The organism is Pseudomonas sp. JL3 (genome assembly GCF_031570575.1).
In the GTDB taxonomy this organism is placed as follows: domain Bacteria; phylum Pseudomonadota; class Gammaproteobacteria; order Pseudomonadales; family Pseudomonadaceae; genus Aquipseudomonas; species Aquipseudomonas cucumis.
Genome location: NZ_JAKWJK010000003.1, coordinates 454,993 through 477,340, shown reverse-complemented (window position 1 = coordinate 477,340; position 22,348 = coordinate 454,993). Strand labels below are relative to the sequence as shown.

Annotated in this window: 18 protein-coding genes; 9 read left to right on the top strand and 9 right to left on the bottom strand. The window is 59.7% G+C overall.

Translation table 11 applies throughout. The annotated features are described in order from the left end of the window. Window positions 1-112: 112 nt before the first annotated feature. Window positions 113-931 carry a pyruvate, water dikinase regulatory protein gene (locus tag MMG91_RS08525; protein WP_007902088.1) on the bottom strand — a complete coding sequence of 273 codons (819 nt, stop codon included), beginning with the start codon at window positions 929-931 and terminating at the stop codon, window positions 113-115. A 174-nt stretch (window positions 932-1,105) separates the two neighbouring features. On the opposite strand from MMG91_RS08525, the gene ppsA reads away from it, so the two are divergent. From ppsA to MMG91_RS08485, 8 genes are all read left to right on the top strand, one after another. Continuing rightward, window positions 1,106-3,481 (top strand): phosphoenolpyruvate synthase, encoded by a 2,376-nt coding sequence (ppsA, locus tag MMG91_RS08520; RefSeq protein ID WP_310659328.1) that lies wholly within the window; start codon window positions 1,106-1,108, stop codon window positions 3,479-3,481. A 103-nt stretch (window positions 3,482-3,584) separates the two neighbouring features. Next, on the top strand, window positions 3,585-4,574 hold the full coding sequence (locus MMG91_RS08515; RefSeq protein ID WP_305448924.1) for an alpha/beta fold hydrolase: 990 nt from the start codon (window positions 3,585-3,587) through the stop codon (window positions 4,572-4,574). 174 nt (window positions 4,575-4,748) lie between these two features. Beyond that, window positions 4,749-5,240, top strand: coding sequence for a ribonuclease E activity regulator RraA (rraA, locus tag MMG91_RS08510; RefSeq protein WP_305426119.1), 492 nt, complete (start codon window positions 4,749-4,751; stop codon window positions 5,238-5,240). 25 nt (window positions 5,241-5,265) lie between these two features. Further along, on the top strand, window positions 5,266-6,261 hold the full coding sequence (locus tag MMG91_RS08505; RefSeq protein ID WP_038979912.1) for a zinc transporter ZntB: 996 nt from the start codon (window positions 5,266-5,268) through the stop codon (window positions 6,259-6,261). Window positions 6,262-6,324: 63 nt separating this feature from the next. Beyond that, window positions 6,325-6,573 (top strand): hypothetical protein, encoded by a 249-nt coding sequence (locus MMG91_RS08500; RefSeq protein ID WP_007902080.1) that lies wholly within the window; start codon window positions 6,325-6,327, stop codon window positions 6,571-6,573. A 2-nt stretch (window positions 6,574-6,575) separates the two neighbouring features. Next, a complete protein-coding gene (locus MMG91_RS08495; protein WP_253551686.1) occupies window positions 6,576-7,400 on the top strand; it encodes a mechanosensitive ion channel family protein in 825 nt (274 codons plus the stop codon). Between the two features lie 86 nt (window positions 7,401-7,486). Further along, window positions 7,487-8,077 carry an RNA polymerase sigma factor SigX gene (gene sigX, locus MMG91_RS08490; RefSeq protein WP_032830573.1) on the top strand — a complete coding sequence of 197 codons (591 nt, stop codon included), beginning with the start codon at window positions 7,487-7,489 and terminating at the stop codon, window positions 8,075-8,077. Between the two features lie 107 nt (window positions 8,078-8,184). Then, window positions 8,185-9,219: an OmpA family protein gene (locus tag MMG91_RS08485; protein ID WP_310659327.1), complete on the top strand. Its 1,035-nt coding sequence runs from the start codon at window positions 8,185-8,187 to the stop codon at window positions 9,217-9,219. A gap of 172 nt (window positions 9,220-9,391) precedes the next feature. Here MMG91_RS08485 and cobA read toward each other — a convergent pair whose 3' ends face one another. The 8 genes from cobA to MMG91_RS08445 form a co-directional block, all read right to left on the bottom strand. After that, window positions 9,392-10,159 carry a uroporphyrinogen-III C-methyltransferase gene (gene cobA, locus MMG91_RS08480; protein ID WP_310659326.1) on the bottom strand — a complete coding sequence of 256 codons (768 nt, stop codon included), beginning with the start codon at window positions 10,157-10,159 and terminating at the stop codon, window positions 9,392-9,394. Window positions 10,160-10,169: 10 nt separating this feature from the next. After that, on the bottom strand, window positions 10,170-12,884 hold the full coding sequence (locus MMG91_RS08475) for a molybdopterin-dependent oxidoreductase (protein ID WP_405046523.1): 2,715 nt from the start codon (window positions 12,882-12,884) through the stop codon (window positions 10,170-10,172). Further along, on the bottom strand, window positions 12,884-13,201 hold the full coding sequence (gene nirD / locus MMG91_RS08470) for a nitrite reductase small subunit NirD (protein ID WP_007902067.1): 318 nt from the start codon (window positions 13,199-13,201) through the stop codon (window positions 12,884-12,886). Before nirD ends, MMG91_RS08475 begins: the two co-directional genes overlap by 1 nt. Then, window positions 13,198-15,666 carry a nitrite reductase large subunit NirB gene (gene nirB, locus MMG91_RS08465; RefSeq protein WP_310659325.1) on the bottom strand — a complete coding sequence of 823 codons (2,469 nt, stop codon included), beginning with the start codon at window positions 15,664-15,666 and terminating at the stop codon, window positions 13,198-13,200. The genes nirD and nirB overlap by 4 nt, the downstream gene beginning before the upstream one ends. A gap of 403 nt (window positions 15,667-16,069) precedes the next feature. Further along, window positions 16,070-17,740, bottom strand: coding sequence for a bifunctional protein-serine/threonine kinase/phosphatase (locus tag MMG91_RS08460; RefSeq protein ID WP_305448930.1), 1,671 nt, complete (start codon window positions 17,738-17,740; stop codon window positions 16,070-16,072). Window positions 17,741-17,747: 7 nt separating this feature from the next. Then, window positions 17,748-18,959, bottom strand: coding sequence for a NarK/NasA family nitrate transporter (locus MMG91_RS08455; RefSeq protein WP_305448931.1), 1,212 nt, complete (start codon window positions 18,957-18,959; stop codon window positions 17,748-17,750). A 259-nt stretch (window positions 18,960-19,218) separates the two neighbouring features. After that, the gene (locus MMG91_RS08450; protein ID WP_008006986.1) at window positions 19,219-19,794 is read right to left on the bottom strand and encodes an ANTAR domain-containing response regulator; all 576 of its coding nucleotides are present in this window, start codon (window positions 19,792-19,794) and stop codon (window positions 19,219-19,221) included. A gap of 15 nt (window positions 19,795-19,809) precedes the next feature. Continuing rightward, entirely contained in the window at window positions 19,810-21,021 is a 1,212-nt protein-coding gene (locus MMG91_RS08445) for a CmpA/NrtA family ABC transporter substrate-binding protein (protein ID WP_310659324.1), read from the bottom strand. Between the two features lie 228 nt (window positions 21,022-21,249). Between MMG91_RS08445 and MMG91_RS08440 the strand changes: the two genes are divergently transcribed. Then, window positions 21,250-22,269 (top strand): quinone-dependent dihydroorotate dehydrogenase, encoded by a 1,020-nt coding sequence (locus tag MMG91_RS08440; RefSeq protein WP_305448933.1) that lies wholly within the window; start codon window positions 21,250-21,252, stop codon window positions 22,267-22,269. The last annotated feature ends 79 nt before the right edge of the window (window positions 22,270-22,348 follow it).

The window sequence follows — 22,348 nt, the reverse complement described above, 5'->3', positions numbered from 1 at the left end:
CGCGGGCAAGCCCGCTCCCACAAGTTCTCCATTGTTTGCAGATTTTGCATTCAACACAGATCCCTGTGGGAGCGGGCTTGCCCGCGATGGCGGTGTAACTGTCGCCGGATATTTACTTGAACCGCCGCTCCACACCTTTCTCTACTAAAATCTTCGCCGAAATCTCTTCCACGGAGAAATGCGTGGAATTGATGTGGGCGATGTTCTCGCGGCGAAACAGATTCTCCACCTCGCGCACTTCGAATTCACACTGCGCGTAGCTCGAATAGCGGCTGTTGGGCTTGCGTTCATTGCGGATCGCGGTGAGGCGGTCCGGGTCGATGGTCAGGCCGAACAGCTTGTGATGATGGGCGCGCAGGGCGGTTGGCAGTTGCAGGCGCTCCATGTCGTCTTCGGTCAGCGGGTAATTGGCCGCGCGGATGCCGAATTGCATGGCCATGTACAAACACGTCGGGGTTTTGCCGCAACGCGACACGCCTACTAGAATCAGATCAGCTTTATCGTAATAGTGGGTGCGGGCGCCATCGTCGTTGTCGAGGGCAAAGTTCACTGCCTCGATACGCTCCATGTAATTGGAGTTGCCGCCGATGGAGTGGGATTTACCGACGGTGTAGGAAGAATGCTCGGTCAGTTCCTGTTCCAGCGGGGCCAGGAAGGTCGAGAAAATGTCGATCATGAAACCATTCGACGTTGCGAGAATCTCACGAATGTCCTGATTGACGATGGTGTCGAAAATAATCGGACGAAAACCATCGTTTTCGGCGGCTTTGTTGATTTGTTGTACCATGGCCCGCGCTTTATCCGCGTTGTCGATGTAGGGCCGCGTGATCTTGCTGAAGGTAATGTTTTCGAACTGCGCCAGCAGGCTTTGACCGAGGGTTTCGGCCGTAATGCCCGTGCCATCGGAGATAAAGAAAGCAGATCGTTTCATTTGCACCTTGGGCCTTAAGCTAGTGACGATTCTTGGATATAGTAGGCGCGATTTGTCGGCCGCCAGTGGCCAGCATTCTCACTTATTTTCCAGGTCCAGGCCATACAGCCGGCAAATGCTCCCCCGAGTCGCCGGCTTCTGAGCTTTTCCAACACAGTTAGTGGAGAGATCACCTTGGTAGAGTACGTAGTTTCCCTCGATAAGCTCGGCGTCCATGATGTAGAGCATGTGGGGGGCAAGAACGCATCCCTGGGCGAGATGATCAGTAACCTTGCAGGTGCCGGTGTATCGGTGCCCGGTGGCTTCGCCACGACAGCTCAGGCGTATCGTGATTTCCTGGAACTGAGCGGTCTGAACGACCAGATCCACGCCGCCCTCGACGCGCTGGATGTCGACGATGTCAACGCCCTGGCCAAAACCGGTGCCCAGATCCGTCAATGGATCATGGAAGCCGAATTCCCCGAGAAGCTCAACGCCGAGATCCGCACCGCGTTCGCCACGCTGTCGGCCGGCAACCCTGACATGGCCGTTGCCGTGCGCTCTTCCGCTACCGCCGAAGACTTGCCGGACGCTTCCTTCGCCGGTCAGCAGGAAACCTTCCTGAACATCCGTGGCGTCGAAAACGTTATTCGCGCCGCCAAAGAGGTGTTCGCTTCCCTGTTCAACGACCGTGCAATTTCCTACCGCGTCCACCAGGGCTTCGACCACAAGCTGGTTGCCCTGTCGGCCGGCGTGCAGCGCATGGTCCGCTCCGAAACCGGTACCGCCGGCGTGATGTTCACCCTCGATACCGAATCGGGCTTCCGTGACGTGGTGTTCATCACCGGCGCTTACGGCCTGGGTGAAACCGTCGTACAAGGCGCGGTGAACCCGGATGAATTCTATGTCCACAAAGGCACGCTGGAAGCCGGTCGTCCGGCCATCCTGCGACGCAACCTGGGCAGCAAAGCCATCAAGATGATTTACGGCGAAGTGGCCACGGCCGGTAAATCGGTCAAGACCATCGACGTGGACAAGGCTGATCGTGCACGTTTCTGCCTGAGCGATGCCGAAGTCAGCGAGCTGGCCAAACAAGCGATGATCATCGAAAAGCACTACAAGTGCCCGATGGACATCGAATGGGCCAAAGACGGTGACGACGGCAAGCTCTACATCGTTCAGGCCCGTCCTGAAACCGTGAAGAGCCGCACTTCGGCCAACGTCATGGAACGTTACCTGCTGAAAGAAACCGGCACCGTGCTGGTGGAAGGTCGCGCCATCGGCCAGCGCATCGGCGCCGGCAAAGTGCGGATCATCAAGGACGTGTCCGAGATGGACAAAGTCCAGCCGGGCGATGTTCTGGTTTCCGACATGACCGACCCGGACTGGGAGCCGGTCATGAAGCGCGCCAGCGCCATCGTCACCAACCGTGGCGGTCGTACCTGCCACGCGGCAATCATCGCTCGCGAGCTGGGCATTCCGGCCGTGGTCGGTTGCGGCAACGCCACTCAGCTGTTGAAAGACGGCCAGGGCGTGACCGTTTCCTGCGCTGAAGGCGACACCGGTTACATCTTCGAAGGCGAATTGGGCTTCGACATCAAGAAAAACTCCGTGGATGCCATGCCGGATCTGCCGTTCAAGATCATGATGAACGTCGGCAACCCGGATCGCGCCTTCGACTTCGCGCAACTGCCGAACGCCGGTGTGGGCCTGGCCCGTCTGGAATTCATCATCAACCGTATGATCGGCGTGCACCCCAAGGCGCTGTTGAACTACGATGGCCTGCCGCCAGAAATCAAGGACAGCGTCGACAAGCGCATTGCCGGTTACAACGACCCGGTCGGCTTCTATGTCGAGAAACTGGTCGAGGGCATCAGCACCCTGGCGGCAGCGTTCTGGCCGAAAAAGGTCATCGTGCGTCTGTCGGACTTCAAGTCCAACGAATACGCGAACCTGATCGGCGGCAAACTCTACGAGCCGGAAGAAGAGAACCCGATGCTGGGCTTCCGTGGCGCTTCGCGTTATATCAGCGAATCGTTCCGCGACTGCTTCGAGCTCGAATGCCGTGCCCTCAAGCGCGTGCGCAACGAGATGGGCCTGACCAACGTTGAAATCATGGTGCCGTTCGTCCGTACCCTGGGCGAAGCGAGCCAGGTCGTTGACCTGCTGGCCGAAAACGGTCTGGCCCGTGGCGAAAACGGTCTGCGCGTGATCATGATGTGCGAACTGCCGTCCAACGCAATCCTGGCTGAAGAGTTCCTCGAGTTCTTCGACGGCTTCTCCATCGGCTCCAACGATCTGACCCAGCTGACACTGGGCCTGGACCGTGACTCCGGGATCATCGCGCACCTGTTCGACGAGCGTAATCCTGCGGTCAAGAAGCTGCTGGCCAATGCTATTCAGGCGTGCAACAAGGCTGGCAAGTACATCGGCATCTGCGGTCAGGGTCCTTCGGATCACCCGGATCTGGCAAAGTGGCTGATGGAGCAGGGCATCGAAAGCGTTTCGCTGAACCCCGATTCCGTACTGGAAACCTGGTTCTTCCTGGCTGAAGGTCAGGCTCCGGCCTGATTCGTGAATGAAGCCTCGGTCCAGTGGTAGTGTGGGTCGAGGCTTTAAGACTCAAGTAGGGCGGGCTCCATCTGGATGCCGCCCTTTTTTGTGCAAGAGCATTATGCAAAGCAGCAGCAACCTATTTCCTGTCGCCCTGATCAGCGCCGAGCGGCGCGGTGATCTGAGCGAAGACGTCTATCGTTTGAAACCCGGTAACAGCCCCGACGGCACCGTCGAACTGGCTGTGACACGCCTGGGCCTGGCCGACGAGCCGGCGGTGCGTGGCGTGCCGGTGATTTTGTTGCACGGCAGTTTTTCCAATCGACGGTTCTGGTTCTCTCCCAAAGGTCTGGGGTTGGGGGCTTATCTGACGCGTCTGGGCTTCGATGTGTGGATTCCGGAAATGCGCGGTCATGGCCTGTCTCAGCGCAACCAGAACTATCGCCAGAACCGCGTCGCCGACTACGCACGTTACGATTTGCCGGCCATTGGCGCGTTCGTGCGCGAGCAAAGCGGCCAGGTTCCACATTGGATCGGTCATTCGCTGGGTGGCATTACGCTGGCGGCGGCGCTGGGTGGGGAATACATCGGCGAGCCTGTCGTGGCTTCTGCTGCGTTTTTCGGTACGCAGGTCAGCCGCACTTACTGGCCGTTGAAGTTTCCTCCGGTGGAGTGGAGCGGGCGCTTCATTCTCAAGCGGTTTGCCCAACTGTCGGGTTCCCGGCTCAAGCGCGGCCCGGAGGACGAGCCAATAGGCCTGGCCTTGGAAAGCATGCGTTGGTACGGGCTGTTCGGGCGTTTTGGCGACGCCGACAAGGATTGGTGGGCGGGTTTGGCCGAGGTTCAGTTACCGGTGTTGGCCGTGAGCGCCGCGGGCGATCATCAGGACCCGACCTGGGCCTGCCGCAAGCTGTTCGATCAGGTCGGCTCCGAGCACAAGCAATTCATCACCCTTGGCCGCGAGCAAGGCTTTGGCGATAATTTCGGTCATGTGGAAATGCTGGTCAGCAAGTCTGCGCAGACCGAAGTCTGGCCGTTGGTGGCGCGTTGGCTGGCGGATCAACAGACACCTTTGCTGGGCGGGAAGCCGGATTTGGCCGCGGCCGTTTGAGTCTGATGCTCTAACAAGGGCATTTCGCTCTGAACGGCTTGCGGCTAAGATATGACGCATTAAGCAGTTCTGGTCACTTTTGGTGAACGATTCGATCGGCGCGTTTGCAGCCGTTCAACCTTGGCCCGCCTCTGCGGTCTACTCGATTGTCTTCCTTTTTACAGGAGTTTCTCGATGAACCATTACCTCACGCCTGACCTGTGCGACGCCTATCCGGAGCTGGTGCAGGTGCTGGAACCGATGTTCAGCAATTTCGGTGGCCGTGATTCTTTCGGTGGCGAAATCGTGACCATCAAATGTTTCGAAGATAATTCGCTGGTCAAGGAGCAAGTCGCGCTCAAGGGTAACGGTAAAGTGCTGGTGGTAGACGGTGGCGGTTCCCTGCGCCGCGCGTTGTTGGGCGACCTGCTGGCCGAGAAAGCCGCCAATAACGGTTGGGAAGGGCTGGTGATCTACGGCTGCATCCGCGACGTCGACGTCATCGCGCAAACCGATCTGGGGGTTCAGGCCCTGGCCAGTCACCCGATGAAAACCGACCGGCGCGGTGTGGGTGAACTCAATATTGCCGTGACCTTCGCGGGTGTGACCTTCCACCCGGGTCACTATGTTTATGCGGATAACAACGGCGTGATCATTTCGCCAAGCCCACTGAAGATGCCTGAATAAAGCGCGTTTCATTAAAGGGGTGAGGATGTTCGAGGAAGAAAACGCGCAGTGGGGGCTGGTGCATGCCCTGGTGCTGGACGGTAAAGGCGGTGCGCGTTCGATAGCCCGGACTGAACTCGATGACTTGCAGTTGCAGGCCCATGAAAGCCTGTGGCTGCACTGGGATCGCAGTCATCCGCAAACCCAGACCTGGCTGCGTAAATACAGCGGTCTGAGTGAATTTAGTTGCGACTTGTTGCTGGAAGAGAACACCCGGCCGCGTCTTTTGCCACTGCCGGACTCCGAGCTGTTGCTGTTTCTGCGCGGGATCAACCTCAATCCAGGTGCCGAGCCGGAAGACATGGTTTCGGTGCGGATTTTCGGTTCGGCCCAGCGGGTGATCTCCCTGCGTCTGCGGCCGTTGCGCGCCACCGACGAGTTGCTGGTGCAACTGGCCGAAGGCAAAGGGCCGAGAACCGCTTCCGAACTGATCCTTTATATGGCGCAATACCTCACTAACAAAGTGCAGGATCTGGTCAGCTGCCTCTCGGAAATCGTCGACGAGGAAGAAGAAAAGCTGGATACCGACGAACGGTATACACCGGAGCATGGCGCCGTTTTGCAGATCCGTCGCAGAGCAGCCGCACTGAAACGTTTTCTGGCTCCGCAGCGGGATATTTTCGGTCAGCTGACGCGGATAAAACTGCCATGGTTCGTTGAAGACGATGGCGATTACTGGAACGAATTGAACAACAGCCTGACCCGTTATCTCGAGGAGCTGGAATTGACCCGGGAGCGCGTGGGGCTGGTCCTGGAGGCCGAAGACCGGCGTCTGAGCGTGCGCATGAACCGCACGATGTACCGCTTCGGGATCATCACCGGGATCTTTTTGCCGATGAGTTTCCTGACCGGTCTTTTGGGCATCAACGTCGGCGGTATTCCGTTCTCCACCAGCCCTTATGGCTTCCTGATCGCCTGCTTGCTGGCAGGCTCGGTAGCGCTGGGGCAGTGGTGGCTATTCCGACGTTTGCGCTGGTTCTGAAGATGAGTCATGTGACCCGACCAAATTTGACCGCGTCTTTCACAGATATCACGAGAGGTGCGTATGCACGATCCGTTTGAACAATCTTTGCGTGACATGCTCAAAGCTTCGCCGTCCAGCCGTGACGACGATGCTTGCCTGGGTCGCGTGCTGAAAACCGCCAACCGCCAGGTCGGTGCCGGCGATCTGTTCAGTCTGCTGGGCCGCTGGTTGCCCGCGCTGATGATCGCCCTGAATAACGGATCGGCCCATATCTCGCCGGTTTCCCGTCTTCGTAAACCTACCGCACGCACTGCTGATAAGGCTGATTGAATATGGAACTTGATCTCTGGACTCAGAGCCTCGTCACTGCAATGACTGCGTTATGGACCAAGGTTGCGAACTTCATTCCCAACCTGTTTGGCGCACTGGTTGTGCTGCTGCTGGGTTTTGTCGTAGCCAAACTGCTGGACACGCTGCTCTCCAAATTGCTTGCCAAGCTGGGCCTCGATCGCTTGATGGGCGGCACCGGACTGACCAAGTTGCTGTCCCGCGCCGGCCTTCAGGTGCCTATCTCCACATTGATAGGCAAGATCGTTTATTGGTTCGTTCTGCTGATTTTTCTGGTTTCTGCCGCAGAATCACTTGGACTTGAGCGAGTTTCGGCTACGCTGGACATGTTGGCGCTGTATTTGCCGAAAGTATTCGGCGCTGCGCTGGTGCTGTTGGTGGGTGTCTTGCTGGCGCAACTGGCCAATGGGCTGGTGCGTGGCGCGGCAGAAGGCGTAGGGCTTGATTACGCCGCGGGCCTGGGGCGAATTGCCCAAGGCCTGGTGATCATCATCAGTATTTCGGTTGCGATCAGCCAGTTGGAGGTCAAAACTGACCTGCTCAACCATGTAATCGTGATCGTTTTGATTACCGTTGGTCTGGCGGTTGCGCTGGCCATGGGCTTGGGAAGCCGGGAAATTGCCGGTCAGATTCTTGCGGGAATCTATGTGCGTGAGTTGTATCAGGTTGGGCAACAAGTGCGTGTTGGTGAGGTCGAAGGTCAGATCGAAGAGATCGGCACGGTTAAAACCACCGTGCTGACCGATGAGGGTGAGCTAGTCTCTCTCTCGAATCGGTTTCTCTTGGAGCAGCATGTGAGTAGCCGCTAACCCGGCAAATCCTGCTAATGTATGCCGCCGCAAAATGTCCTGAAGGATTGCGGCGGACATTGACCTGACTGTCGGCCAGACTTGTTTTGAATAAAGCTCAATCGCTCTCCACGCGCTACGACCCCCGCGAGCTCTCTGATGAGGAGTTGGTCGCGCGCTCGCATACCGAGCTGTTTCACGTAACGCGCGCTTATGAAGAACTGATGCGGCGTTACCAGCGAACCTTATTTAACGTTTGTGCACGGTATCTCGGGAACGATCGTGACGCAGATGATGTCTGTCAGGAAGTGATGTTGAAGGTGCTCTACGGCCTGAAGAACTTCGAGGGGAAATCGAAGTTCAAGACATGGCTATATAGCATCACGTACAACGAGTGCATCACGCAGTATCGGAAAGAACGGCGAAAGCGTCGCTTGATGGACGCTTTGAGTCTGGACCCCCTGGAGGAAGCATCTGAAGAAAAGATGCCGAAACCTGAGGAGAAGGGCGGACTTGATCGCTGGCTGGTGTATGTGAACCCGATCGACCGTGAAATTCTGGTGCTACGATTTGTCGCAGAGCTGGAATTTCAGGAGATCGCAGACATAATGCACATGGGTTTGAGTGCAACAAAAATGCGTTACAAACGCGCTCTAGACAAATTGCGTGAGAAATTTGCAGGCATTGCTGAAACTTAGTTCGGCGCAAATATCTCTTACGTGTAGGCAAGTTCTGATAGACTTGCCGCCGAGTTGTCCCCCGGTTTGCGGGACTGCTTCACAATCACCAGATGGGGATTTAACGGATGAAACTGAAAAACACCTTGGGCTTGGCCATTGGTTCTCTTATTGCTGCCACTTCGTTCGGCGCTCTGGCACAAGGCCAAGGCGCAGTTGAAATCGAAGGCTTCGCTAAGAAAGAAATGTTCGATAGCGCTCGTGACTTCAAGAACAACGGCAACCTGTTCGGCGGTTCGATCGGTTACTTCCTGACCGACGACGTTGAACTGCGTCTGGCCTACGACGAAGTGCACAACGCACGTGCTGAAGATGGCCGTAACATCAAGGGCTCCAACACCGCTCTGGATGCTCTGTACCACTTCAACAACCCGGGCGACATGCTGCGTCCGTACGTATCGGCTGGCTTCTCCGACCAAAGCATTGGTCAGAACGGCAAAAGCGGTCGTAACGGTTCCACCTTCGCCAACGTTGGCGGCGGTGCCAAGCTGTACTTCACCGACAACTTCTACGCCCGTGCCGGCGTTGAAGCTCAGTACAACATCGACCAGGGCGACACCGAGTGGGCTCCTAGCGTCGGTATCGGTGTGAACTTCGGTGGCGGCTCCAAGCCTGCTGCTGCTCCAGTTCCAGCACCAGCTGAAGTCTGCGCCGACAGCGACAACGATGGCGTTTGCGACAACGTTGACAAGTGCCCGGACACCCCAGCCAACGTAACTGTTGACGCTGATGGCTGCCCAGCAGTTGCTGAAGTTGTTCGTGTTGAGCTGGACGTGAAGTTCGACTTCGACAAGTCGGTAGTCAAGCCTAACAGCTACGGCGACATCAAGAACCTGGCTGACTTCATGAAGCAGTACCCATCCACCACTACTACTGTTGAAGGTCACACTGACTCCGTCGGTCCTGACGCTTACAACCAGAAACTGTCCGAGCGTCGTGCAAACGCCGTTAAGAACGTTCTGACCAACCAGTACGGTGTTGAATCGTCCCGCGTTCAGTCTGTTGGCTACGGCGAATCCCGCCCAGTTGCTGACAACGCTACTGATGCTGGCCGCGCTGTAAACCGTCGCGTAGAAGCGCAGGTTGAAGCTCAAGCTAAGTAATTAGCTCGCAGCTCTGGAAAAGCCCGGCTTAGGCCGGGCTTTTCTTTGTCTGCGATTTGGGGTTCAGCGAGGGTTTGGCGGTGTTCCGAAAAGATCCCAGCCTGCGGCAGCTCCTACATTGGTTCGGCCTTCACTACTGTAGGCGCTCGCGCAAGCTGCGATCTTTCAATCCTTACAAAGATGAACACTGAGCCCATGTAGGCGCTGCCGCAGTCTGCGATCTTTTGATCTCATCGCAGGCCGCCACAGCACCGATCACCAGAATCGCCGGGCTTTTGAGCTGGAAGTCGCAGGCATCGTCTTCCATGGCTGCCAAGTCGCTCCGACATTCCCGTTGGTACGGCAGGGAAGCATTTTCGATCATCGCCACGGGTGTATCGGCTGCCATTCCGCCGGCCAGCAGTTGCTCGCGAATCTCACTAAGCTTCGCCACACCCATGTAGATCACCAGTGTGGTGCCCCCTTGAGCCAGGGCCTGCCAGTTCAGGCTGCTGTCATCCTGAGTGTGCGCCGTGACCAGTGTCACGCCACGCGCGACGCCCCTCAGTGTCAGCGGAATATCGCATTGGGTGGCGCCGGCAAGACCAGCCGTGATGCCATTGACCAGCTCAACCTCGACGCCACGCTCACGCAGCCACTGCGCTTCCTCACCGCCGCGCCCGAAGATGCACGGATCGCCACCCTTGAGCCGCACCACGCATTTGCCGTGACGGGTATAACGCAACATCAGGCGATGAATGAAGGCTTGAGGCGTTGAGCGACAGCCACCGCGCTTGCCCACAGGAATAATTCGCGCGCTCGGACAATGCTCCAGCACCGCGTCATTGACCAGATCGTCGATCAGCACTACGTCCGCTTCGCGCAACGCTCGAACCGCCTTGAGGGTCAGCAATTCAGGGTCGCCAGGACCCGCACCCACCAGCCAGACTTTTGCGTTCATAGTGTTTTCCTCACGAGGTGACGGCGACTGGCTGCGCAGTGGCGGCCAGCAAACGCTTGATTTCCGGAACGCAGGAGCCGCATTGCGTGCCGCAGCCCAATTCTTGTTTCAAACCCTGCAAGTCCAGGCCACGGCTGATACCGGCACAGACCGCGTTCTGGCTCACGTTCATGCAGTTGCACAGGGTTTTGGTGCCCGATGCCGAACTGCCAGCGCTGCCCGGTGGCGCACTCAAGGGCGCCAGCAGCCAACGACGTAGCTGTTCGTCGGCGCGACCTTCGAGCCACAGGCTTTGCAGCCAGTGCTGGGCGAGTGTTTCACCGGCCAGGCGAATCGCGGTGATCCGACCGTTCTCGATCCGTACCCGCTTGCCGATCGAGCGCCGAGGATCGTCGTAGGCCAAAACCGGGCCGTCGTTGAGCCCCAGACATTGATCGATATCACGCAACAGCTGCGGCTCTGGCGCGGTGGCGCTGGCGGCGCGTATCAGCAGTGCAGGGCGTTCACGGCCGGTAAGGCTGAGGCTTGCGTAGGAAAACGCCTCGCAGAGCGGTCGCAGCGTCTCCAAGTGCTGTTGAACATCACCCTCTATCAGGGCGAAAAGCTGCCAGGGCAAGTGCACAGGCTCGAGTCGTACACCGCTGTGTTTGAGTTCCGGTTGCTTCGACAGCGGGTCGAAGGCGGGAAGGGTCAGGGTATTCACGCCGCCCTTGAGAAAACGGTCGCCCCAATGCATCGGCAGGAAAGCCTGGCCCGGACGTACGCTGTCGTCGCTGCTGACCGGCACGATCACCGAGCCCCGGCGACTTTTCAGATTGATCAGATCGCCAGATTGCAGGCGATGCCGACGCAGTTCATCCGGGTGCAGGCTCAACACGGCTTCGCTGACATGGCCGAACAACTGCGCAGCGGTGCCGGTGCGGCTCATGCCGTGCCATTGATCGCGCAGGCGGCCCGTGATCAGGGTCAGCGGGAAGCGCGCATCGCGTTGCTCCTTGGCGGCGCGATACGGGTCGGTGACGAACTGTGCGCGCCCGCTGGCGGTCGGGAAAACTCCATCCAGGTACAGTCGCGCCGTGCCTTCGCGGGCACCGGCGGGGAAGGGCCATTGCTGCGGACCGAGCTGGTCGATCAGCGCATGGCTGATGCCGGACAGGTCGAGGTCGCGGCCGCGAGTCAGGTGTTTGTATTCATCGAAGACCTGTGCCGGGGTTTCAAAGGCAAACAGGCTGGTTGCTCCAGGGCGCAGATGTTTTTCCAGGCGCTGTGCGAAATCCACCGTGATCGCCCAGTCGGGCCGTGCTTCACCGGGTGCGCCGATGGCCTGTCGGACGTGGGAAATGCGCCGTTCGGAGTTGGTGACCGTGCCGTCCTTTTCACCCCAACTGGCGGCGGGCAGCAGCAGGTCGGCGAACGCGGCGGTTTCAGTGGTGCAAAAGGCTTCCTGCAACACCACGAACGGACAGGCTTGCAGTGCTTCGCGCACAACGGTCTGATCCGGCAGCGACTGTGCAGGGTTGGTGCAGGCGATCCACAGGGCTTTGATCTTGCCGCTGCGCATCTGCTCGAACAGTTCGATGGCGGTCAGCCCGGTGTTCGCGGGCAGTTGATCAACACCCCAGTAGTCGGCTACTTGCGCGCGGTGTTCGGCATTGGCCGCTTCGCGATGACCTGGCAGCAGGTTCGACAAACTGCCGGTTTCCCGACCGCCCATGGCATTCGGCTGACCAGTCAGTGAGAAAGGTCCTGCACCGGGCCGGCCGATTTGCCCGGTGGCCAGGTGCAGGTTGATCAACGCGCTGTTCTTCGCGCTGCCGGCGGTGGACTGATTCAGCCCCATGCACCACAGCGACAGAAAGCTCGGTGAAGTGCCGACCCATTGCGCGCATTGATGCAGTTGCTCGACGCTGATGCCGCAGAGTTGCGAAACCATTGTCGGGGTGTAATCGCGCACCAGGTTTTTCAGCTCGGCCAAGCCTTCGGTGTGGGCCTTGATGAAGTCGCGGTCGACCCAGTCTTCCCACAGCAAGAGATGCAAAATCCCATGGAACAAGGCGACATCGGTGCCGGGCAGGATCGCCAAATGCATGTCAGCCAAATCGCAGGTGTCGGTGCGCCGAGGGTCGATGACGATGACTTTCATCTGTGGCCGGCGGGATTTGGCTTCTTCCAGGCGACGAAAGAGGATCGGATGGGCATAGGCCATGTTGCTGCCGACGATCATCACGCAGTCGCTCAATTCCAGGTCTTCGTAGTTGCAAGGCGGAGCATCAGCGCCGAGGCTGCGCTTGTAGCCGACCACTGCCGAAGACATGCACAGCCGCGAATTACTGTCGATGTTGTTGGTGCCCACCAGCGCTCGCGCCAGTTTGTTAAAGGCGTAGTAATCCTCAGTCAGCAACTGCCCGGAGATATAGAATGCAACGCTGTCCGGGCCGTGCTCGGCGATGGTTTCGGCGAAGACGCTGGCGGCGTGATCGAGCGCAGTGTCCCAGTCGGTGCGGCTGCGGGCCAGGCCTTTGCCCAGGCGCAGTTCCGGGTATAACGCCCGTGCCGCCAGGTCGCCGGTCAGGTGCAGGGTCGAACCTTTGCTGCACAATTTGCCGAAGTTGGCCGGGTGTGCCGGATCGCCGCTGACGCCGAGAATGCGCTCGCCGTCGTGCTCGATCAGCACGCCGCAGCCGACTCCGCAGTAGCAGCAGGTGGAGGCGGTGATCTGGTTCATCAGCTTGCTTCCCGCAGGGCCAGCAGCACCCGGCCATTCTCGACCCGTGCCGAGTGATGGTGGGCGCAGCCGATATCCGGGGCCTGGGCCTCGCCGGTTTCCAGGTCGATCTGCCAGTTGTGCAGCGGGCAGGCCACCCGTTTGCCGTAGATCAAACCCTGGGACAGCGGCCCGCCCTTGTGCGGGCAGCGGTCGTCGAGGGCGAAAACCTCATCGTCGCTCGTACGAAAAATCGCGATGTCGCCTTTCGGGCCGGCGATGATCCGCGAGCCCAGGGTGTTGATCTCTTCCAGTGCGCAGATATCCAGCCAGTTCATACCGACACCTCCAGGTTCTTCACGGGAATGACCTCGAATTCTTTTTTCAGCAGCGGCTGTTCGAGGCGTTCCTTCCACGGATCCTGTTCGAACGACAGGGAGAATTGCAGGCGATCGTTCAAGGCCTTGCGCCGCTCGGGGTCTTCCAGCACGGCTTTCTTGATGTGTTCCATGCCGACCCGTTGCAGGTAATGTACGGTGCGCTCCAGGTAGAAGGCTTCTTCGCGGTACAGCTGCAGGAATGCGCCGTTGTATTCGCGTACTTCTTCGGCGGTTTTCAGCTTGACGAAAAACTCTGCAACTTCGGTTTTGATCCCGCCGTTGCCGCCGATGTACATCTCCCAGCCGGAATCCACGCCGATAATTCCGACGTCTTTGATCCCCGCTTCCGAACAGTTGCGTGGGCAACCGGAGACGGCCAGTTTCACTTTGTGCGGCGACCACATGTTGAACAGGTCGTGCTCAAGCTCGATGCCCAGTTGCGTGGAGTTCTGGGTGCCGAAGCGGCAGAACTCGCTGCCGACGCAGGTTTTCACGGTGCGGATGGATTTGCCGTAGGCGTGGCCGGACGCCATGTCCAGGTCTTTCCAGACGCCTGGCAGGTCCTGCTTTTTGATCCCCAGCAAGTCGATGCGCTGGCCGCCGGTGACCTTGACCATCGGCACGTTGTACTTGTCGGCCACGTCGGCAATGCGTCGCAACTCTGAAGGATTGGTCACACCGCCCCACATCCGCGGGACTACAGAGTAAGTGCCGTCTTTCTGAATGTTGGCGTGGGCGCGTTCGTTGATCAGGCGTGATTGTGGATCGTCCTTGGCTTCGCCCGGCCAGGTGGAAATCAGGTAGTAGTTGAGCGCCGGACGGCACGTGGCGCAACCGTTAGGGGTGCGCCAGTTCAGGTAGCTCATGGTGCCGGCGATGGTCAGCAGGTGCTGGTCGCGGATGGCCTGGCGGATTTGCCCGTGGTTGAGGTCGCTGCAACCGCAGATGGCTTTTTCGCTTTTCGGTTTGACATCCGCCGCACCGCCCACGGTGTTGATCAGGATCTGCTCGACGAGGCCGGCGCAGGAGCCGCAGGAGCTGGCGGCCTTGGTGTGTTTCTTCACGTCGTCGACGCTGAACAGACCGTGTTCCTGGATGGCCTTGACGATGGTGCCTTTGCACACGCCATTGCAGCCGCAGACTTCGGCGGTGTCGGCCATGCTCATGGCTTTGTCCTGGCCCTGGTGTCCTACATCGCCCAAGGCCTGCTCCATAGACGAAGAGCCGCCGAACATCAGGTGATCGCGGATTTGCCGGATGTCATGGTTCTCACGGATCTGCCGGAAATACCAACCACCATCTGCCGTATCGCCGTACAGACAGGCGCCGACCAGCACGTCATCCTTGATCACCAGTTTTTTGTAGACCCCGCCGATCGGGTCGGAGAGGGTGATGGTCTCGGTGCCTTCGCCGCCCATGAAGTCGCCGGCGGAAAACAGGTCGATGCCGGTGACTTTCAATTTGGTCGACGTCACCGAACCCTTGTAGGTGGCGAAACCCAGTTGGGCGAGATGGTTGGCGCACACCTTGGCCTGTTCGAACAGCGGCGCGACCAGGCCGTAGGCGATTCCACGGTGGCTGGCGCATTCGCCGATGGCATAGACCCGAGGGTCGTAGGTTTGCATCGTGTCGTTGACCAGGATCCCGCGGTTGCATGGGATGCCGGATTTTTCCGCAAGCTCGGTGTTGGGGCGAATACCGGCGGCCATCACCACCAGATCGGCAGGAATGATGTCGCCATTCTTGAACTGCACCGAGCCGACCCGGCCATTGCCGGTGTCGTGCAGGGCTTGGGTCTGTTCGCACAGGCGGAAATGCAGGCCGCGGGCTTCCAGAGCGGTTTGCAGGAGTTGGCCACTGGTTTTGTCCAGTTGCCGTTCCAGCAGCCATTCGCCGATGTGCACCACGGTGACGTGCATGCCGCGCAGCATCAGGCCGTTGGCGGCTTCAAGACCCAGCAGGCCGCCGCCGATGACCACGGCATGCTTGTGGGTCTTGGCGGTGTCGATCATCGCCTGGGTGTCGGCAATGTCGCGGTAGCCAATCACGCCCTGCAAGGTATTACCGGGGATCGGCAGGATGAACGGGGTCGAACCGGTGGCAATCAGCAGGCGGTCGTATTCGGCCTCGGTGCCGTCTTCGGCGATAACCCGACGTTTGACCCGGTCGATCTCCACCACTTTGCGGTTGAGCAGCAGCTTGATGTTGTTTTCCAGGTACCAGTCCAGATCGTTGAGCACGATCTCTTCGAACGTTTGTTCGCCAGCCAGTACGGGCGACAGCAGGATGCGGTTGTAGTTGGTATGGGGTTCGGCGCCGAAGACCGTGATGTCGTACAGCTCATTGCTCAGCTTGAGCAGTTCTTCCAGGGTACGAACCCCGGCCATGCCGTTACCGATCATCACTAGTTTTAGTTTTTTCATCAGGTTCTCCGGGGAGCTCGGGCCTGCCTCATCAGGGCATTCAGGCCTTGCTCGACAAAATTTTGCGCAAACAAAAAAAGGCGTCCCGCTAGTTAACTAGCGAGGACGCCTTTGTCCTTGTCCCGTTCTCTCGGGCAGCGCAGCCTTCTACGTTGAAGGTTGGGCTTTATGTATGTTGGGAAAGGTAATGCAGTGGTTGTGCCAAGTCGCGCAAATGCCGAATTTATGGGCTCTCACCGTGGGGGGAGGGTGTTTGCGTGCACCGGTTCAATGCGCGATGCCCGGTTTTGAAGCAGAAAGATCAAAAGATCGCAGGCTGCGCCAGCTCCTACAGGAGATCGTGGGCACCCGTAGGGGCTGCCGCAGGCTGCGATCCTTTGATCTTTTGGGTGAAGTGAAAAACTCAACCATGAAACAGCAAAAACAGCAGCACCAGATTCACCAGCAACGACACCAGCGCCAACGTCCGCCAGACCTTCAACGGTTCGCGCTCCAGCAACGGCCTGGGGCGTACGCTCAAGCTGCGTCGTTCTCCCTGTTCCAGTAGCAACAACCATTCTTCCGCCGTTTCAAAACGCTGATCCGGAGCCGCCGCCACCGCGCGCTCCAGGCTTTGCGCGATCCATTCCGGCAGGTCGGGCCGGTAGCGACTGGCGCTGACAGGCACACCAAACCGAGGACGCTGGAATGCTTCGATTTCGCCGTAGGGATAATGCCCGGTCAGCAGGTAATACAAGGTCACGCCGACCGCATACAAATCCTGTTGTGGTGTAGGAGCGTCACCTCGAAAGGCTTCCGGTGCGATATAGCTGGGCGTTCCGGGAAGGGCGCAAGCTTGATCTTCGGACAGCCCGGGGCAGTAGGCGAGGCCGAAATCCAGCAGGCGCAACTCGCCGTCGTCCCCCAACAGCAGGTTCTCCGGTTTGATATCGCGATGCAGAATCTGCCGTCGATGCAATATGCCGATGGCCCGCAGCAAGCGTTCGGCCAGGTCCAGCCATTGAGCCAGTGGCAGCGTTGCGACACGCTCATGCAGCTCCGCCAGGGTTGACCCGGAATATTCCCGCATCACGTAGTACAAATGCTGACGCTGACTGGCGGCATGGACTTCAGGAAAATGCCGCCCGGCCACACGCTTGAGAAACCATTCTTCCGACAACAATGCCTGCCCGGCCTGGTGATCGTCACGGAGTGCACTGGGCAAGGTTTTCAGCAGCCAGGGCTGTTGTTGTGCGTCGCGCACCCGGTAGAGCAGCGATTGCTGGCTCTGGCCGAGGATCCCTTCGACCTGCCAGCCTTCGAAAGTCTGGCCCGGCTTCAGTGCAGGCGGGAGTGGCCATTGCTGCAGATGAATCAGCGCGTCGCCAATGCTGGTTTCGCCGAGGGCATCGACCCGCACCAGCAGGGCGCTGGCATTGTCCTGACTGCCGGCCAGGTGCGCCGCGCTGACCAGGGTCTGCGCAGCACTGTCCAGATCAGGTTGATCGCGCAGAATCGCCGCAATGGCCGTGTCGCCCAGCACGGCCCAGATGCCGTCGCTGAGCAGCACGAAACTCTCGTTCAGGCGCAGTTCGCCATCGAGAAAGTCCAGCACCAGGTGTTGATCCAGCCCCAAGGCCCGTTTGAGCACATGCTGCATGCCCGGCTGGTCCCAGACGTGATCCTCACTCACCCGTTGCAGCGTGTCGGCGTGCCAGCGATAAACCCGGCAATCGCCGACATGCGCCAAGGTGAAGCGCCGGCCGCGCATCACCAAGGCACTGACCGTGGTCAGCAGCGGTTGCCCGCCGCCGTTAGCCTGCAACCAGCGATTTTGCGCCAGCAGCAGGCGATCCAGTGCCTGGGCGACACCCCAGGTTTCCGGGGTCGCGTAGTAGTCCAGCGCCAAGGCCTGCAAGGTTGAACGGGCCGCGAGACCGCCGTCGGCACATTGGCTGACGCCGTCGGCGATGGCGAACAGGTAACCCTTGCTTGCCGCCAGCGCCGGGGCCGGAGTGACCAGGCGCAGAGCGTCCTGGTTCTCCTCGCGGGGGCCGATGGCGCTGTGTTCGGCGAAGCTCAGTTGCAGGCTCATTCAGTCCTCACACCCGTGCTGCGGTGACGGCGGCCGAGCCCCAAGTGGTTCTCCAGCGACGTTTCACACCGTGCAGACCAAACCAGGCGAGTACGCCGAGGCTGGCGAACAACCACAAGGCCATTTGATAGCTGCCGGTGCTTTGCTTGATCGCGCCCATACCGGCTGCCAGTGCGAAACCACCGATGCCGCCGGCCATGCCGATCAGCCCGGTCATTACACCGATCTCCCGACGAAAACGCTGCGGGACCAACTGGAATACCGCACCGTTGCCTGCACCCAAACCGAGCATGGTGCAGACGAAAAGCGCCAACGCGGCGTAGGAACTCGGCAGATTGAAACCCACTGTCGCAATGCAGATCGCTGCTACGGTGTACATCGCCAGCAGGGTACGAATCCCGCCGAAGCGATCCGCCAGCGCGCCGCCCAACGGACGCATCAGGCTGCCACCGAACACACAAGCCGCAGTGTAGTAGCCGGCGGTCACTGGGCTCAGGCCGTATTGGTCGTTGAAGTAGCCGGGCAGGGCGCTGGCCAGACCGATGAAGCCACCGAAGGTCACGCTGTAGAAAAACATGAACCACCAACTGTCGCGGTCACCCAAGGCCTTCAAGTAGTCGGACATGGACTTGGCTTTCGGGCGCTCAGGCGCATTCTTGGCCAACCAGTAGAAGACGATCAGGGTCAGGATCAGCGGGATCAGGGCGAAGCCGAACACATTGCTCCAGCCAAATGCGGCAGCCAGTACCGGGGCGATCAGCGCAGCGAGCACGGTGCCTGAGTTGCCGGCACCGGCGATGCCCATGGCTTTGCCTTGATGCTGGGGCGGATACCACTGCGAGGCCAATGGCAGGGCGACGGCGAAGGACGCACCGGCCATGCCGAGGAACAGGCCCAGCAACAGCGCTTGCTCGTAACTGTGGATGCCGACTTTCCAGGCGACGAACAGGGCGCAAATCACGATCACCTGGCCGATTATCCCGGCGGTTTTTGGCGACAGGCGATCAGCCAGCAGGCCCATCGCAAAGCGCAACACGGCCCCGGCCAGAATCGGCGTGGCCACCATCAGCCCGCGCTGTTGGGTGGTCAGCTGCAAATCGGCGGCGATCTGCACCGCCATTGGGCCGAGCAGGTACCAGACCATGAAACTCAGGTCGAAATAGAGGAAGGCTGCGAACAGTGTCGGGGTATGGCCGGATTTCCAGAAGCTTGAATTCATCGCGCACCTCAGCTGTCAGGCGTATCAAGAAGGAGTCATGAGCTTGCAGGTGGGGCGCCACAACGGCCGCACCACCAGCCCCGGTCTCTGGGGCCAAAACGGAAAAACGCCGCTACCCGATCCGCCAAGGGGGCGAATGAGGTGAGCGACGTCTTTGTCGTAGGTGGGGCAACCGCCGTTGGTTACCTTGCAGGGATTTACTTAGCGAGATCTGTGCCAACAAGTGAGATCGAGTCGCCTGCACAGGCTCCGCAAGGCTTCAGCCAAGCAACTCACTCATGGCAATAATCTGCTCCGCCACCTGTATCAGCTTCTGCTGGCGGCTCATGGCTTGGCGGCGCATCAGGGTGTAGGCCTCTTCTTCGTTGCAGTCCTTCATCTTCATCAGCAGCCCCTTGGCCAGCTCGATGCGCTTGCGCTCGGCCAGTTGCTGGTCGCGGGCGTGGAGTTGCGCGCGCAGGGCCTGGTCGCTTTCAAAGCGCGCCATGGCCACGTCGAGAATCGGCTGCAAGCGTTGTGCGTGAATGCCTTCGACGATGTAGGCACTGACGCCGGACTTGATCGCGCGGCGCATCACGTCGGGGTCGTGCTCGTCGGTGAACATCACAATCGGCCGTGGTTGGTCACGGGTCACCAGCACCACTTGCTCCATCACATCGCGGCTCGGTGACTCGGTATCGATCAGGATTACGTCCGGACGCACCGTTTCGACGCGCGCGGGGAGGTCAATGGTCAGGCCGGACTCGTCGATGACCTCGAACCCGGCTTCGGTCAGGGCCGCTTTCAGACGCCCGACTTTTTTCGCAGTGTCATTGATCAGCAGGATACGCAACATATTCGTAGGCTCCTGTCAGCGGCTGGCGAGAAGGGGAACGCTGTCGCTCATGGCGTGCAGCGTGAAGCTGCGGGCATAGCCGGCCGGGTCCGAGCCGTCCCAGACTTTGCCGTCGATCAGTTGACTGCTGCGCATTTCCTGATTCCGGGCGGGCACACCGACAGCGGTGGCGGCCTCACGGTATAAGTCTAGTTGCTGGACCTGACGGGCCACGCCGAGGTAATCCGGGTCGTCACGCAACAAACCCCAGCGCCGGAACTGGGTCATGAACCACATACCGTCGGACAAATACGGAAAATTGACCTCGCCACCACCGTGGAAACGCATCGCGTGCGGGTCTTGCCAGCGATTGCCCAGGCCGTCGGCGTAGTCACCGAGCAAGCGCGGTTCGATGCAATCGAGCGGTGCATCCAGATACTCAGGCGCGCTTAACAGTTGCGCGGTACTGCGACGATTTTCGCGGCTGGCTTCGATGAATCGGCTGGCTTCGAGGATCGCCATCACCAATGCCCGGGCGGTATTGGGGTATTGCTCGACGAAGGCGCGGGTGCAGCCGAGGACTTTTTCCGGGTGATCGGGCCAGAGGGTCTGGCTGGTGGCCATCGTAAACCCGAGATTCTGCTGCACCGCGCTGGCAGCCCACGGCTCGCCGACGCAGAAACCGTCGATGCGCCCGGCTTGCAGGTGCGCGACCATTTGCGGCGGCGGCACCACCACGCTGTCGACATCCTGCAAAGGATGAATACCCTGGCTCGCGAGCCAGTAATACAGCCACATGGCGTGGGTGCCCGTGGGAAATGTCTGAGCGAAGGTCAGTTTTGGGCGACTTTGGTGCACGTGCCGGTCCAGTGCTTCAGGACTGGTCACGTCCAGGGCCTGTAAACCGTGGGAGAGGTTGATGCTCTGGCCGTTCTGGTTCAGGCTCATGAGCACGGCCATGTCGGTGGAGGCTACGCCGCCGATGCCCAGGTGCACGGCGTAAATCAGGCCGTACAGGCTGTGGGCGGCGTCGAGTTCGCCGCTAACCAGTTTGTCTCGCAGGTTGGCCCAGGAGGATTGGCGCTTGAGGTTCAGGGTCAGGCCGTAGGGTTGGGCAAAGCCCTGAGTGGCCGCGACCACCACTGAGGCGCAGTCGCTCAGGGCCATGAAGCCGAGGTTGATTACGGTTTTTTCCGGGGCATCGCTGCCATTGACCCAGGCCAATGGGCCGGCTGATGGTTCGTTCATCGATTTCGCACCTTCCAAAAAAAAGCGTCGCCCCAGGCCTTTGCGTGGGCAAAGCCGGGTGACGACGCCATTGTCCTTCCACTCATCCCGCCGTTGGCATGAGTGCTGATGCCTGTGACGGTGCAAGGCATATGCCATCGCTGGATGATTTTGTCGTGCGCCTCGCCTGTGGACTCGATGCGCGGCTATAATCGCCGCCTCTCATCGCCAACCGAGTCAAGCCTGCCCATGTACACCCTGGCCCGTCAGCTGTTGTTCAAACTTTCCCCGGAAACCTCCCACGATCTGTCCCTGGACCTGATCGGCGCGGGCGGGCGTTTGGGCCTTAACGGCTTGCTGTGCAAGGCACCGGCGAAATTGCCGGTGACGGTCATGGGCCTGGAGTTCCCGAACCCGGTGGGTTTGGCGGCCGGTCTGGACAAAAACGGCGCGGCGATCGATGGGTTTGCCCAATTGGGTTTCGGTTTTGTCGAGATCGGCACCATCACTCCGCGTCCGCAACCGGGCAACCCGAAACCACGGATTTTCCGCTTGCCGGACGCCGAGGCGATCATCAACCGCATGGGCTTCAACAACCTTGGCGTCGATCACTTGCTCGCTCGCGTGGCGGCGGCCAAGTACAAGGGCGTGCTGGGCATCAACATCGGCAAGAATTTCGATACGCCGGTTGAGCGCGCGGTTGACGATTACCTGATCTGCCTGGACAAGGTTTATGCCCACGCCAGCTACGTGACGGTCAACGTCAGTTCGCCGAACACCCCGGGCCTGCGCAGCCTGCAATTCGGCGATTCGCTCAAGCAATTGCTCGCCGACCTGGCCACCCGCCGGGCGGAACTGGCCCTGCGTCATGGCAAGCATGTTCCGCTGGCGATCAAGATCGCGCCAGACATGACAGACGAAGAAACCGCTCAAGTCGCCCAAGCGTTGATCGAAACCGGGATGGATGCGGTCATCGCCACCAACACCACCCTGAGTCGCGTTGGCGTCGAAGGCCTGGAACATGGCGACGAGGCGGGCGGTTTGTCCGGCGCACCGGTTCGCGACAAGAGCACCCACACGGTGAAGGTGCTGGCGGCGGAACTGGCCGGTCGCTTGCCGATCATTGCCGTGGGCGGCATCACCGAAGGCAAGCACGCGGCTGAGAAAATCGCCGCGGGTGCGAGTTTGGTGCAGATCTATTCGGGCTTTATCTATAAAGGCCCGGCGCTGATTCGTGAATCGGTAGATGCCATCGCCGCCCTACGCTGATTTGTAGCAGCTGCCGAGCACCGCGAGGCAGCGTTCGGCGGCGGAGCCGTCGTGAAACCTGAAAGCACGGTGTACCAGT